This is a genomic window from Thermostichus vulcanus str. 'Rupite' (assembly GCF_022848905.1).
GTDB lineage: Bacteria > Cyanobacteriota > Cyanobacteriia > Thermostichales > Thermostichaceae > Thermostichus > Thermostichus vulcanus_A.
The window spans coordinates 19,538-32,709 of the sequence record NZ_JAFIRA010000018.1; the positions used below are offsets into that span (position 1 = coordinate 19,538).

Annotated in this window: 12 protein-coding genes; 7 read left to right on the forward strand and 5 right to left on the reverse strand. The window is 55.6% G+C overall.

Going from position 1 to position 13,172, the window contains the following annotated elements:
* The first annotated feature begins 75 nt into the window (after window positions 1-75).
* The 4 genes from glyA to JX360_RS08520 all read left to right on the forward strand — a co-directional run bounded on the left by glyA (window position 76) and on the right by JX360_RS08520 (window position 3,982).
* Window positions 76-1,401 carry a serine hydroxymethyltransferase gene (gene glyA / locus JX360_RS08505; RefSeq protein WP_244350228.1) on the forward strand — a complete coding sequence of 442 codons (1,326 nt, stop codon included), beginning with the start codon at window positions 76-78 and terminating at the stop codon, window positions 1,399-1,401.
* Window positions 1,402-1,416: 15 nt separating this feature from the next.
* The gene (locus JX360_RS08510) at window positions 1,417-2,505 is read left to right on the forward strand and encodes a glycosyltransferase family 4 protein (RefSeq protein WP_244350229.1); all 1,089 of its coding nucleotides are present in this window, start codon (window positions 1,417-1,419) and stop codon (window positions 2,503-2,505) included.
* Between the two features lie 105 nt (window positions 2,506-2,610).
* Window positions 2,611-3,177: a hypothetical protein gene (locus JX360_RS08515; RefSeq protein WP_244350230.1), complete on the forward strand. Its 567-nt coding sequence runs from the start codon at window positions 2,611-2,613 to the stop codon at window positions 3,175-3,177.
* Between the two features lie 55 nt (window positions 3,178-3,232).
* Window positions 3,233-3,982 (forward strand): phosphoribosyltransferase family protein, encoded by a 750-nt coding sequence (locus JX360_RS08520; RefSeq protein ID WP_244350231.1) that lies wholly within the window; start codon window positions 3,233-3,235, stop codon window positions 3,980-3,982.
* A 126-nt stretch (window positions 3,983-4,108) separates the two neighbouring features.
* Here JX360_RS08520 and JX360_RS08525 read toward each other — a convergent pair whose 3' ends face one another.
* Both JX360_RS08525 and JX360_RS08530 read right to left on the reverse strand, forming a co-directional pair.
* Window positions 4,109-4,537 (reverse strand): hypothetical protein, encoded by a 429-nt coding sequence (locus JX360_RS08525; protein WP_244350232.1) that lies wholly within the window; start codon window positions 4,535-4,537, stop codon window positions 4,109-4,111.
* A 145-nt stretch (window positions 4,538-4,682) separates the two neighbouring features.
* Entirely contained in the window at window positions 4,683-5,687 is a 1,005-nt protein-coding gene (locus JX360_RS08530) for a GntR family transcriptional regulator (RefSeq protein ID WP_244350259.1), read from the reverse strand.
* A gap of 277 nt (window positions 5,688-5,964) precedes the next feature.
* On the opposite strand from JX360_RS08530, the gene JX360_RS08535 reads away from it, so the two are divergent.
* A complete protein-coding gene (locus tag JX360_RS08535; protein WP_244350233.1) occupies window positions 5,965-6,873 on the forward strand; it encodes a WD40 repeat domain-containing protein in 909 nt (302 codons plus the stop codon).
* On the opposite strand, the gene JX360_RS08540 is transcribed toward JX360_RS08535, so the two are convergent.
* Window positions 6,870-9,023 carry an NAD(P)H-quinone oxidoreductase subunit 5 gene (locus tag JX360_RS08540; RefSeq protein ID WP_244350234.1) on the reverse strand — a complete coding sequence of 718 codons (2,154 nt, stop codon included), beginning with the start codon at window positions 9,021-9,023 and terminating at the stop codon, window positions 6,870-6,872. The genes JX360_RS08535 and JX360_RS08540 overlap by 4 nt on opposite strands.
* A gap of 327 nt (window positions 9,024-9,350) precedes the next feature.
* On the opposite strand from JX360_RS08540, the gene JX360_RS08545 reads away from it, so the two are divergent.
* Complete coding sequence (locus tag JX360_RS08545) at window positions 9,351-9,707, forward strand: single-stranded DNA-binding protein (RefSeq protein ID WP_244350235.1); 357 nt, start codon at window positions 9,351-9,353, stop codon at window positions 9,705-9,707.
* Window positions 9,708-9,992: 285 nt separating this feature from the next.
* On the opposite strand, the gene JX360_RS08550 is transcribed toward JX360_RS08545, so the two are convergent.
* Window positions 9,993-11,420 carry a 2-succinylbenzoate--CoA ligase gene (locus tag JX360_RS08550; protein WP_244350236.1) on the reverse strand — a complete coding sequence of 476 codons (1,428 nt, stop codon included), beginning with the start codon at window positions 11,418-11,420 and terminating at the stop codon, window positions 9,993-9,995.
* On the reverse strand, window positions 11,407-11,688 hold the full coding sequence (locus JX360_RS08555; RefSeq protein ID WP_244350237.1) for a hypothetical protein: 282 nt from the start codon (window positions 11,686-11,688) through the stop codon (window positions 11,407-11,409). Before JX360_RS08555 ends, JX360_RS08550 begins: the two co-directional genes overlap by 14 nt.
* Before the next feature lie 174 nt (window positions 11,689-11,862).
* On the opposite strand from JX360_RS08555, the gene ald reads away from it, so the two are divergent.
* A complete protein-coding gene (gene ald, locus JX360_RS08560) occupies window positions 11,863-12,951 on the forward strand; it encodes an alanine dehydrogenase (RefSeq protein WP_244350238.1) in 1,089 nt (362 codons plus the stop codon).
* The last annotated feature ends 221 nt before the right edge of the window (window positions 12,952-13,172 follow it).

A 13,172-nucleotide genomic window follows, 5' to 3' on the forward strand; every position in this document is an offset into this window, starting at 1 on the left:
GGCCATTCAGCATTCGGAATCTAGATTCAGATCTGAGCGGAATCTGAGCTGTCTTTATTACCTCATTGGCGTCCTATGGTAGCTGCTCCTCAAAGTCTGCACACGCAACGAGATAGTCTGTCGATTCTGGCGGAAACGGATCCGCTGGTGTTTGGCCTGATTGGGCAAGAATTAAACCGGCAGCGGGATCACCTGGAGATGATCGCCAGTGAGAACTTTACCTCACCAGCGGTTTTGGCTGCCCAAGGCTCCGTCCTGACCAACAAATATGCTGAGGGCTTACCAGGGAAGCGCTACTACGGCGGCTGCGAGTTTGTGGATCAACTGGAGCAACTGGCGATTGATCGGGCCAAGCAACTGTTCGGGGCTGCTCATGCCAATGTCCAGCCTCACTCGGGGGCCCAGGCCAATTTCGCCGTATTCCTGGCCCTATTGCAGCCGGGAGACACGATTTTGGGCATGGATCTCTCCCATGGGGGTCACCTCACCCACGGATCTCCGGTGAATGTTTCCGGCAAGTGGTTCAATGTGGTGCATTACGGGGTGGATCCCGAAAGTGAGCGGATCGATTTTGAGCAGGTGCGTGCTCTGGCGCAACAACACCGCCCCAAGTTGATCATCTGCGGCTATTCTGCCTATCCCCGCATAATTGATTTTGCCGCCTTCCGGTCGATTGCCGATGAGGTGGGGGCCTATCTGTTGGCCGATATTGCCCATATTGCTGGCTTGGTAGCGACGGGACATCATCCCAACCCGATTCCCCTCTGCGATGTGGTGACCACAACAACCCACAAAACTCTGCGGGGGCCGCGCGGCGGTTTGATCCTGACCCGGGATCCGGAACTGGGCAAAAAATTTGATAAAGCTGTCTTTCCAGGCAGCCAAGGGGGACCGCTGGAGCATGTGATCGCGGCTAAAGCTGTAGCCTTTGGAGAGGCTTTACAACCCAGTTTTTCCAGCTACTCTGCCCAGGTGATCGCCAATGCTCAGGCGCTGGCCCAATCCCTGCAAAGCCGCGGTATTCGCTTGGTCTCTGGGGGAACTGACAACCATTTAATATTGTTAGATCTGCGCTCGGTTTCGGCAGCGCTAGAGAAGAGTGGTGCGGTGGATCCCTTGATGACGGGTAAGCGGGCGGATCGGCTGATGGATGAGATTCACATCACTGCCAACAAAAACACCATTCCGTTTGATCCGCAGTCTCCTTTTGTGGCCAGCGGTCTACGCTTGGGATCCCCTGCCTTGACCACCCGCGGTTTGGGGCCAGTAGAATTTGAGCAAATCGGGCAAATTATTGCTGATTGCCTGTTTCACCCTGAAGACGCTGACGTTTTGACAGCTTGTCGGCAGCAGGTGGCTCAGCTGTGTCGAAGGTTCCCTTTGTACCCACACTTGGAATAGTTTCTACGGCTTGCCATGCCCTATCTGGTCGCCTTTCTTGCTGCTGCCTGTGTTGTTTTGTGGGCGACTCCTGTGGTCAAAGCGGTTGGTATTCGCAGTGGCCAATTGGATTTACCGGATGAGCGCAAAATTCATCAGCAGCCGATGGTACGCCTGGGGGGTATCTCGATTTTTTCTGGGAATCTCGTCGCTCTGCTGCTGTTGTGGGGGTCTGGGGCCTTTGGCGGTCTGCGCACTGAGCAGGAGTATGAGATTTGGGGGGTGACGATTGGTGGGGTTCTGTTTTTCTTGATTGGGCTGGCGGATGATCTGTTTCATCTCTCGCCCTTCTCTCGCCTGCTCATGCAATTTTCCGTGGCTACTGCCGCTTGGGGAGTGGGCGTACGCATAGAATTTATCAGTCTGCCGGTCTTGGGCACTTGGTTTTTCCCCGCTTGGTTGAGCCTGCTGATTACCCTGCTCTGGCTGGTGGGGATGGCCAATGCCATCAATTTCATGGATGGGTTGGATGGGTTGGCGGCAGGGGTATCAGGGATTGCGGCGGTGGCGATGTTGATGGTGACGTTGCTTCTGGATCGACCGGCAGCAGCCATGCTTGCAGCGGCTTTGGCGGGAGCTTGTTTGGGTTTCCTGCGCTACAACTTCAACCCGGCCCAAATTTTTATGGGGGATGGCGGAGCTTATTTTTTGGGCTTTACCTTGGCTGGGATTGGAGTGATTGGGGTGGCCAAGGTGGTGACGACATTGGCGGTGGCTTTCCCGTTTTGTATTTTGGCGGTGCCCATTCTGGATATGTCCACGGTGATTTTCAAGCGGCTATCCAGGGGGCAATCTCCTTTCCATCCCGATAAGGGACATCTGCACCATCGCTTACTCAAGGCAGGGCTTTCGCAACGGCACTCGGTTTTGCTGATCTATGCCATGACGCTTTGGGTGGGATCCCTAGCCTTGGCTTTGGCGGGGTTACCGGCAGGAGGCACCTATTTGGGTGGAGCCTCTCTGGTGCTGGGGGGAGTGGCTTGGGGGGCCTGGCAACGGCATCTGCAAAGGAAGCGGCAAATCAGGGAGAAGGGATCCTTACCCCCTGGTGTGGATTCACAATAGGATCCAAAGTCTCATGAACCTTGTCTTGTTCTCACCCCAAGATCTGCCTAGACTGAAGCTATTCAAACCGAGTCTTGGCTGCTGGATCTGGGCAGCCCTGGGCCTATGCACCCGACACCTGAGTTGGCCAGTCTGCTGCGTCGCACAGCCGATCGCATTCAGTCCCAGCGATGGGGCTTTTGGGATACGGAATATCGCTGGCAGGACAGCACCCGTTGTAATTGTGGACTGCTGGTGCGGGAAGCCTTGGGCTGGGACGGGGATCAACTGAGTTTGCGCATTCATCGCGGTACTTGGCGGAGCATTGCCCAAACCGCTTATCGGACTGCTGCCCTCACCCTACGGGATCCCTTGCAGCAGGAGGTGCGCTGCTCAGTGACAGGCTTGAGGCTGGGGTATGTGTTTGAAAGAATGGCGGACTTGGGGTTTGATCGACCGGAAGATTTTGCAGCTTTGGAAGAGCTTAGCGACCCAGTTATCCTGGCCCGTCTGGCCCAGAAGGGGCTGGAGCAGATCCAGCGAAATAATGCGATGCACGTGGTGCTGTATATGCGGGAGCTGGCAGATTGGATCGATGAGCAACTGGAAGCCCAAGCTCAGCTGAGTCGGCTAACCCAGGCTCTGCACAAGGAAGAAACGATCTCAGCTCCGGTTCGAGTCCGTCTCAGTTGACGCGGATCCGGTTTCTCCCGCAAGATCAGGCTCAGCTTGCTTGAGTTTGCTCCTTATGCTCAGCCCTGCCTTTGGGGATCCCGTCCAGTCGCCTGAAAGTATTGTCAAAGCCTTGCAACGGGTGATTGCTGACTTTCATGGGCGACCCACCTACAGCGTCACCGGGAAGGGGGGGCGTTCTTTTCAGTTTTTTGCCACTTCGATTACCGACAATATTCCCCCCTTGCATCCTCACCTCTCGGCAGCTGTGTGTTTGCTCAGCCGCCTGCATTTAACCCAGGCGCATCAAGCCACTTTGGGGGTAGGGGAAGAGGATCGGGGCGCAATGATCATTTCGGATATTCTTCTGAGCTACAACTTGCCGCGCACTTTGGCTCGTTGGACCCCTACAGGCGCACCGGGGGAAATTGGGATCCCATTGGCCAACGAATATATTCCGGAAGGATCGATTCAGGTGTACTTGAATGGAGTGACCGCAAGGGATCGGGTGGTGCTGGTGGATGATCTGATCAGTACTGGCGGGACGATGGTGGCTTTGATCGAGTCGGTGCGCAAGGCAGGGGCAGAGATTTTAGAAGTCTTTACCATTGCCGAGAAAACAGAAAATCAGGGGCGACAGTATGTGTATGAGCAAACCGGGATCCAAGTGAAAACCTTGCTGGCTTCCGATATTGAACAAAAGCAAGAGGGAACCTTTTCGCGAGTCTTGCATTGCAACTTGGGAACCCTGAATGGGCAGCTCTTTGAGCAGATAGCAGCTCAGTTTCCACCAGATTTTTGCCGGCGGGGATCAGGGGAGGGATAAAGGAGGAGCTGGGTACCAAATCCTGATTCATCCAGCTAGGTACAGGTACTTGAGGACAAGAGGACAATAGGTCCTTCCCGCTTGATGTCCTTCCCGTGCTGTCAGGTTGGGTTCATTATTCAGGATTCAGGCTTGTAGAGCATTGCAGGGTCTGGCGCCATGGTAGAAGAGGGGACGGCGTGGAGAAGGCTCAGCATCAACAAAATAAGCATCAGCCGGAATAGCTTGACTCCAGTTGCGGAAGGGGTTCTGGGCTTTGGATTGGGTTGGAGCTGAGGGTTGAGAGCCGGTCATGTTCAAGAGGCGTTTGGGCATAACAGGAATTTCGGGGCCCAACCGTGACCAGACCTCACAGCGGTCGGAATGCGCTACCACAATACTGATGAGGGATCCATAGTCCATATCATAGCGACAGCTGTCGATGGCCTCCTTCAATCGACGAAAGGAGCGATTAAATCCATAAAAATGGTTCTGGAAGCGAATGGACTCCAAAAAACCATCTGTCGAGACCGCTACATGGTCATGATCGGTGGAGGCGTAGTCGAGGATCACCATATACGAGCCAGTGAGTAAGTAGAGAGACTGAGAGAGGGTGAATCAAAACGAGATGGCCAATGCCGTATTTCCACTTAAGCACGACAGGCTGAGTCGGTCATCCGCAAAACAGCGTGGAGGCAATAATGTTTAATGAAATCTTCTGCTATTCCACCTCCTGAGCCGGGATCCGCCCCAACTCCCGCCGCAGTTCCTCTAGGGCCGCCTCGCCAATATGGGGATCGGCACATACTAGGGTGGGCACACGGATCAGATCAGCTCGGGCTTGGCGTAATAGGGCCCGCAGAGTGGAGTAGCTGGCAACATCGCAAATCAGGGTATGAGCGCGGCGTAGGATAGAACCCACCCGCTCCGTATCAGAAATAACAGCTGTTAGCACCAGCAGCTCCTCCCCCCGTAGGCTATGCACAATCACCTCTGCGACCTCCAACAGGGCAGTGCTGATGCTGACCAAGCCCAGACAAGCCTGAGGGGGCAGTTGGCGAACCAAATCAATTTCCTTGGCGTAGTCAGACACATCTACAGGCAAAACACGGGCACCGCGCGGTTGGGCTATTGCTTCTACAGCGCTGAGGAAGTAGCGAATGGTCACTACTGTGCTGGAGTGGAGCTGTTCCAAAACTGTGGCCAAATCTTCCAAGGGCACCAACTGCACTCGGATGCCCAAAGCCTGCTGAATTTGCTGAGTCATCAGTTCGCCTGTGCCCAAATCTCGACCCGGTACACATACCAAGACCTGGGCACTACAGCGCAAGCGCCAATCGATTTCGGCCTGTAGCAGATCCCGCACCTGTTCTAAGGAGAACCCTTGCTGTTGGAGATGGTCAATGCCTTGACGGATTTCTTGCAGGGCTTGTTTGGATTTGTCTAGGTCTTGACTAAGGAGGCGAGAAGTATTGGCGACCTGATGGGCTGATCCACTGACATAGATCCCGGAAGCAGCCCGGGTTTCTACTAAGCCCATTTCTTCCAGTTGGTGATAGACCTTGTTAATGGTGTTGCGGTGCAGGCCCGTTTGCATGGCCAATTGACGGGTGCTGGGCAGGCGACAACCGGGGGGGAACTGCCCACAGGCGATGGCAAAACAAAGCAGGTTAAACAACTGTACAGAGCCAGGGATCTCGCTGTCCGGCTGAATGGAAATGCGCATCATTGCCCTGTCCTTGACCTACAGACATTTAGACATTTTTAGGATTTTTTTGGGGTAATAATGACAAAAACACTGCCGTAGCAAACCCGCATTCACTTTAGGGGTGCGGAGCCTTAAAGGACTGTAATGACCTGATTGTAAAAGTTTAGCGGTAAGAGTATCTGAACAACTACTGGACAAAATCCAGGGTGCTACCGTGGATCCCGGATGTTGCTGTGGACAACCCCAGCTTCCGACTGCCCAATGATGGCGATAAAACCTTGCATTCTCTCCGCCCATGACCTCCTATCCTTTGGCGTGGAACCCCATTCAAACCCAAACTCTGTTGGGCCACAGCGGCGCCATTTCCGTGTTGACAGTGGCTGGGGAGCTATTAATTAGCGGCAGTACGGATCGCACTGTGCGGATCTGGCATTGGGGATCCGGTGAATTGCGGCATTGTCTGCGGGGACATGGGGGGCCGATTCGCGGCTTGGGCCTGACCCGCTGGCAGGGACGGGAGCTATTGGTGAGTGGGTGTCGCTTTGGCGAGATCTGCTTCTGGGATCCCCATACGGGTGAAGGGGTAGGGCAACTGGAAACGGGGCTGGAGTCTATACAGGCGCTGGTGGTGAGCAGCGATGGATCCCGGTTGGTGGTGGCTGGGGGATCGGATGGGGTGCTTCAGGTGTGGGATCTGCAGAGCCAACAACCCTATCTCCAGCTGCACGGACATGCGGATCGCATTCACTCCCTTTATCTCAGCCAGGGAGGGGCCTTTCTCGCCAGTGTCAGCGACGACGAAACCGTCTGGGTCTGGGATCTGGTGGCTGGAGAAGGGATTCGGCGGATCCCGTCCATTGGCCCTCTGAATGCGGTCGCCCTTACTCCGGATGGCCGGCAACTGGCAGGGGGAGGGGTGGATTATGCCTTGAAACGCTGGGATCCCCTGACCGGAAAGCTGCTGGGCGTTCACCCCGAACACGACAACTGGATTAGGGCGGTCGCCATCGACCCCACCGGGCGGTGGTTAGCGACTGGAGGAGATGACTACAGCATTTGGCTACATTATCTGCCCCACTGTGCTCCTGTAAGGGTGTACCGGGATCCCGTTGCCTGCATTAGCGCCCTCACCTTTAGCTGCGATGGCCGTACCTTGATCAGTGGCAACCGATCCGGTGGCATCCGCCTCTGGTCAGTGAATTAGAATCCTACCCCCGACAGCACCACCATCACCACCACTGCCGCAAAGATGATCAAAGCGTAAAACTGCGCCTTACCACTTTCTAGGTATTTCATTACCTCCCCGCTCACCATTGTCACCAAGCCCGTTAGGTTGACCATGCCATCAACAATCCGGCTATCCACCTCCAGTGCTTCGCGGGCAACAAAGCGGGTGCCCTGCACAAAGACGCGGTTGTAGAGGTCATCGATATACCACTTGTTCAAAGAGAAGTAGTAAAGGGGCTGCAAACTCTGGGGGAAGGTGCCGGGATCAATACGCTTGGAGAAATAAATCAAGCTGGCCAGGGTAATGCCAAGCAAGCCAATGCCAACGGAGCTCCCCGCCATGATCAAAAACTCTGACCAATTAAAATGCCCCGCCAATACCTCTGCCCATTCTTCGGCCACAATTGGCAAAATCGAGCCAGCTTCCGCCAAATGTTCACTGGGCGGATGAATGAAGGCTTCAAAGTAATTGGCAAAAGGGGTACCCACCAAGCCAATCAGCACGGAAGGAACCGCTAGAGCTACGAGGGGAAACGTCATTGACCGAGGAGACTCATGCGGCTCAGAAGCGTGGGGGTGCTCATGGTGGAGGTCTTCCTCAGCTTCCGGATGGCTGCTGGGCTGGGGCTTTTCTTGAATGTTCATCGCACCGGGGCCAAAGGCCGGTTTACCCGCAAAAGCATAGGCAAAAGCAGGAACTGGACGACCCTCGCTGACGGCCACTTCCTTTTGCAAGGTGATGTTGGTGCCGCGAAACTCTCCTTCAAAGGTCAGAAAATACATGCGAAACATGTAGAAAGCGGTGATCCCAGCCGTTAGAAAGCCTACTCCCCACAGAGCAGGATTGTGCTCGAAAACGGATCCCAAGATTTCATCCTTCGACCAAAAGCCGGCAAAAGGCGGGATCCCGCAAATCGCTAGGGTACCAATCAAAAAGGTGAAGGCAGTAACCGGCATATACTTGCGCAGTCCCCCCATGAGGCGCATGTCCTGAGCCAAAGCTGGGTTGTGCCCCACCACCGCTTCCATCCCATGAATGACCGAACCTGAGCCCAAAAAGAGCATCGCCTTGAAATAAGCATGGGTCATGAGGTGGAACAGACCCGCCCCATACGCCCCGCATCCCATCGCCATGATCATGTAGCCCAACTGGGAAATGGTGGAGTAAGCCAAGCCTTTCTTGATGTCGTTTTGAGTAATGGCGATGCTGGCTCCCAAAAAGGCGGTTCCGGCCCCTGTCCAGGCAATGATGTCCATCACCAGCGGGATCCCTGCAAACACCGGGAACATCCGCGCTACCAAAAACACACCCGCAGCCACCATGGTTGCAGCATGGATCAAAGCGGAGATCGGCGTCGGGCCCTCCATGGCATCCGGCAGCCACACATGCAACGGGAACTGGGCCGACTTGGCCACAGGGCCTAGAAACACCAACACCGCAAACAGAGCGATCAGTCCAGTGCTGACGGAGCCAGAGGCCAACATCTCCTGCAGGTTGCGGCCAATTTCGTTGAACTCGAAGGTGCCGGAGATCCAGTAGAGGCCCAGCATGCCGAGCAAGAAGCCAAAGTCACCCACACGGTTGACCACAAACGCTTTTTGAGCTGCTTCCGCTGCCGCCTGCCGCTCGTGCCAGAAGCCGATGAGCAGGTAAGAGCACATCCCCACCAGCTCCCAAAAGATGTAAATCTGCACCAAATTGGGACTGACCACCAAGCCCAACATGGAGGAACTAAACAGGCTCAGGTAGGCATAGAAACGCACATAGCCCGCATCGTGAGCCATGTAGCCATCGGAGTAGATCTGCACCAAAAAGGCCACTGTGGTCACCACCACCAGCATCATCGCCGTCAGGTGATCCACCACAAAGCCCATTTCCACCGAGAAGGATCCCGCCTGCGCCCAGGTAATGGTTTTCAGAACGGTTTCGTGCCCCTGCACTTGGGTAACCAGAATAGCAAAGGCATGAACCATCGCCGTCCCAATCAAAAACACGCTCAAGAAAGCCGCCAGGGAACGGTTGGCCCTTATCCAAGAGTTGAACATCAGGATGCCTAAGCCCAGCAGGAAGGCTGCCACTAGGGGGTAAACCGGGATCAACCAGGCGTATGCGTAGATAAGTTCCATAGGAAATGCTTCTGAATGCGTCCTCTCGCAGTGAATGAACCCGTTCTGCTAGCCCTGTGGCTGGGAAAGGTAAACGTATCCGGCGGGCTGGCGGTTGTTCGACTCCTTTTGTCATTGTAAACTTTTGCGACAGGATTGGAGCCGGTATTCCGAGCCTCAAATCCATCACAACAGAGATTTTTCCCTGAGATCAACCGGGATCCCCGCAGTGTAACCCGCAGAGATCCTAAAAATTCCCGTAAATCTAGGGTATGAGCGAGCCTGGATGACAGGGATCCCCTGCAAACGCTACAACAAAAGCTGTACCGCGGTCTGGAGAAGATGCCCATGAGCCTGAACCTGGTCACCCTTGTGGGTCGAGCCGGTATGGATCCTGAGGTGCGCTACTTCGAGTCGGGCAAGGTGGTGTGTACCTTCAGCCTGGCGGTGAACCGTATGCGCAAAAACGAGGACAAGCCCGATTGGTTCAACCTGGAACTGTGGGGGCGCACTGCGGAGGTGGCCGGGGAATACGTGCGCAAGGGTAGCCTGATCGGGGTGACAGGGAGCCTCAAGTTTGACCGTTGGAAGGATAAATCCACCGGGGAAGACCGCCAAAAACCGATCATCGCCGTGGATCGGCTGGAATTGCTGGGATCCCGTCAAGACCGCGACTCCAACCTACCCTCGGAAGAACCTTTCTGAAATGGGGATCCCGTGAGGGATCCGAATCTGCCATTCTCATCGGTTGTGACATACTCCCGACGCTCATGCTTCGATAGAGCGCGAGCTTCTCTCCGAGCCGTAGCCCTTCGAGCTTTTTTGAGTGAGGCGTTGACCCTCTGGGTCATGCGGAGCACGTTGCCCAACCTCACTTTTTTGATCAATATCAATATCCTAGCAATATCCTAGAGTTTGTATCGCGTGGCATTTCTGCTTTGCATTCTGGGCAGGAGTGCCAGCGATCTGACAACTCTTTCGGGACACGGTTCAGTCGTATTTGTCGCCGCTCACTTTGGCGGATAACCGGGGTTCGGGAGTTTTGAAGTTGGCGGAAACAGGGATCCCTAAGGCTTGCATAGCCCACTGTTGCAGATGAGGGCGGTTCACTTTGCCCTGGGGTGTTCGTGGGATCCCATCGCAGCACAGCCATTGTTTTGGCCGTTTGTACCCGCTCAGTTGTGCGCTCAAATGTCGATTGAGTTGATGCTTGAGATCCCCGGGATCGCTTGGGATCCCGGGGGCTGGGACGATGATGGCGACCACCTGCTGCCCCCATTCGGCATCTGGTAGCCCCAGCACACACACATCCTCCACCCATCCCGTAGCCCGGATCTCCCCTTCCACTTCCGCCGCCAGAACCTTCTCGCCCCCCGTCAGGATCAAATCATCCGCCCGCCCCAGCCAATGGAGGGATCCCTGTTCATCGAAGTAGCCCCAGTCTCCTGGGATCCAGCCTTGCTCTCGGTTCCAAAGATGAGGGTAGTATCCCAGTGCCAGCGACTCCGCCCACAGGTGAATCGGGCCAACCGGATCCCTAGCGGTCCGCTGAATTTGCAACTTGGCATGGGGTAAGGGGCGCCCCAGACTGTCATCACCACCCCAAAACGCCTCCGGGAAAGAGGTACACACCTGGGAAGCGGTTTCCGTCATGCCATAGGTGAGAGCGACCGGAATCTGCTGTTGGCGGGCTTGTTCTCTCAAGCTGGGCCAAGTGGGGCCACCCCCTACCAAAACGGCGCGAAACTGTCGCAGCACCTCCAATACAGCCGGATGAGCCTGGAGCAATAGCCGTTGTAACTGAGTCGGCACCAGAGATAAAAAACTTCCCGGCAAAGGCGTTTCCCATCGCTCTGCACCTGCCAGAGACTTCCAATTCCAAAGCACCCACTGCCCCCCGCTCAACCACGAGCGCACCGCCTGCATCAAACCGCTGACATGGTAAAGCGGCAAGACACAATAGCTGTGGACAGGCCCGACGGCAAAATGCTGTTGATGAGCTTTGGCGGAGGCCGCGAGGGTAGCCCAGGAATGGATAGCCCACTTCAGATGTCCGCTGGATCCACCGGTGGGGATGCAAATGGGTGGGAAATCTGGTGTAGATAAAGCCTTGAGAAGCTCCCGAAGGGGTTGATTGACCGAGGCGGATGGGTGAGGCTGCAACTGCCCCCGCCGCCAAGACCAACCGCATCCCATCTGCTGCAAGGCTTGACCCCATTCCCGCTCCCCCCAGGTGGGGTTTCCCAAAAAGAGCGGGATCCCTAAACGTTGACAGGTTAGGAGCGTGGCCCACACCCGAATGGGATCCGATTCCGCCAGCAACAAAGGGACTTTCCCATCCGCCAAGGGCCGCAACTGCGCCTCTAGCAGGAACAGGCGCTCGGTCAGGAAGCGGGATCCCCGCTCAAGAATCAGCACCGGGTTCTCCCTCATGCACCGGCAGCTCGATCATCAGATCCACCCGTGTTGCCACAAGGGCGATGGCTTGTAAGACAGCCCCCATTTGTTCCTTCATACTGGCCGATTCCTGCTCCAAAACCTGCACCCGTTCCGCCAGCCCACCAGCTAGATGGTCCTGGATCAACGCTGATAACGTCGCTTCGGGAGAGGAATCCCCGCGCTCCTGCTGCAATTGGAGCAACTGCTCGTAGACATCCTGAGGCAAGGCAAGGGGGATCATGTTCATCGGGTTTCGGCGGTACTCCAGCCTGGGTTACTTGCGAGGATCCCTTGCGTTCTAGAGAGAATCTTGGTGTGTAGGCGCTCTGACACTCTCAGTAATCCTAGCTTATCTACAGCCCTTTAATGCTCTGTGAAGGGGATGTCACACTGGAAAGACTAGAGCTAAGCAGGGATCCTTATGCGAATCGGTGTGCCCAAGGAGATCAAAGAGCAAGAGTTCCGAGTTGGCTTAACTCCGGCTGCGGTGCGGGCACTGACGGAACAAGGGCATCAGGTCTGGGTCGAAACCCAAGCAGGCCAAGGGGCAGGCTTTGCCGACGAGGATTACCAAAAAGCTGGGGCCAAACTGGTAACCACCCCGCAGGAGATCTACCAGCAGGAGATGGTGGTGAAGGTGAAAGAGCCTTTGCCTGCCGAGTATCCTTTGCTGCATCCGGATTTAATCCTGTTTACCTATTTGCATTTGGCCGCTAGCCGGGAGCTCACTCTAGCCTTGCTCAAATCAGGAGCCACCTGCATTGCCTATGAAACGGTGGAATTAACAGATGGCTCCCTGCCCTTGTTGATGCCCATGAGCGTGATTGCCGGGCGGCTATCGGTGCAGTTTGGCGCCCATTACCTGACCCGACAACAGGGGGGACGGGGCGTGCTCCTGGGTGGGATCCCTGGGGTATCGCCGGGACGGGTGGTGATCTTGGGCGGCGGTACGGTGGGGACAGAAGCCGCCAAAATGGCCGTGGGTTTGGGGGCACGGGTGCAAATTCTGGATATCAATCTGCATCGCCTGAACGAGTTGGAGCTGATTTTTGGATCCCGGGTTGAGCTGATCTACAGCACCACCCAGAGCGTGGAAGATTGCGTCAAAGATGCCGATTTGCTGGTGGGAGCGGTGTTGGTGCCGGGGAGCCGTGCCCCCGTTTTGGTGAAAGAAGACCTGGTGGCCCAAATGCGGCCTCGTTCGTTGATTGTGGATGTCGCGGTGGATCAGGGGGGCTGTATTGCCACAACCCGGGTGACCACCCACGCCCAGCCGGTTTACGAAGCTTTTGGAGTACTACACTATGGTGTGGCCAATATGCCGGGAGCCGTTCCCTGGACTTCAACCCAAGCCCTGGTCAATGCCACCCTGCCCTATACCCTCAAATTGGCCCGCTTCGGTTTACCAGCAGCTCTGGAACAGGATCCGGCATTGGCCAAAGGGCTGAATGTCAAAGCCGGAAAGCTGATTCATCCGGCGGTACAGGCCACCTTCCCCGATTTGAGCTGAGATCTGTGAAATCTTGAGATCCTTGGGAGATCTTATAGGTTTAGGAAGTACTGTCCTATCGTCCTAGAGACGATCGCTTTGATACTGTGAGGGTTGGGCCAGGGCGAATGAGTTCGATGCAGACTGCCAGCTAACAACCCCAAATGCACACCGACCACGTATTAGTCTTAACAGAGTAGCCAAGGTTCAAGAAAAGAATCTGAGTTGTATGGAATGCGCCA

Coding starts and splice junctions, on each gene's coding strand:
- JX360_RS08525 (WP_244350232.1), bottom strand. CDS start 4,537: ATGGTGATCCTCGACTACGCCTCCACCGATCATGACCATGTAGCGGTC.
- JX360_RS08555 (WP_244350237.1), bottom strand. CDS start 11,688: ATGAACATGATCCCCCTTGCCTTGCCTCAGGATGTCTACGAGCAGTTG.
- JX360_RS08530 (WP_244350259.1), bottom strand. CDS start 5,687: ATGCGCATTTCCATTCAGCCGGACAGCGAGATCCCTGGCTCTGTACAG.
- JX360_RS08510 (WP_244350229.1), top strand. CDS start 1,417: ATGCCCTATCTGGTCGCCTTTCTTGCTGCTGCCTGTGTTGTTTTGTGG.
- JX360_RS08545 (WP_244350235.1), top strand. CDS start 9,351: ATGAGCCTGAACCTGGTCACCCTTGTGGGTCGAGCCGGTATGGATCCT.
- JX360_RS08520 (WP_244350231.1), top strand. CDS start 3,233: ATGCTCAGCCCTGCCTTTGGGGATCCCGTCCAGTCGCCTGAAAGTATT.
- JX360_RS08515 (WP_244350230.1), top strand. CDS start 2,611: ATGCACCCGACACCTGAGTTGGCCAGTCTGCTGCGTCGCACAGCCGAT.
- JX360_RS08535 (WP_244350233.1), top strand. CDS start 5,965: ATGACCTCCTATCCTTTGGCGTGGAACCCCATTCAAACCCAAACTCTG.
- glyA (WP_244350228.1), top strand. CDS start 76: ATGGTAGCTGCTCCTCAAAGTCTGCACACGCAACGAGATAGTCTGTCG.
- ald (WP_244350238.1), top strand. CDS start 11,863: ATGCGAATCGGTGTGCCCAAGGAGATCAAAGAGCAAGAGTTCCGAGTT.
- JX360_RS08540 (WP_244350234.1), bottom strand. CDS start 9,023: ATGGAACTTATCTACGCATACGCCTGGTTGATCCCGGTTTACCCCCTA.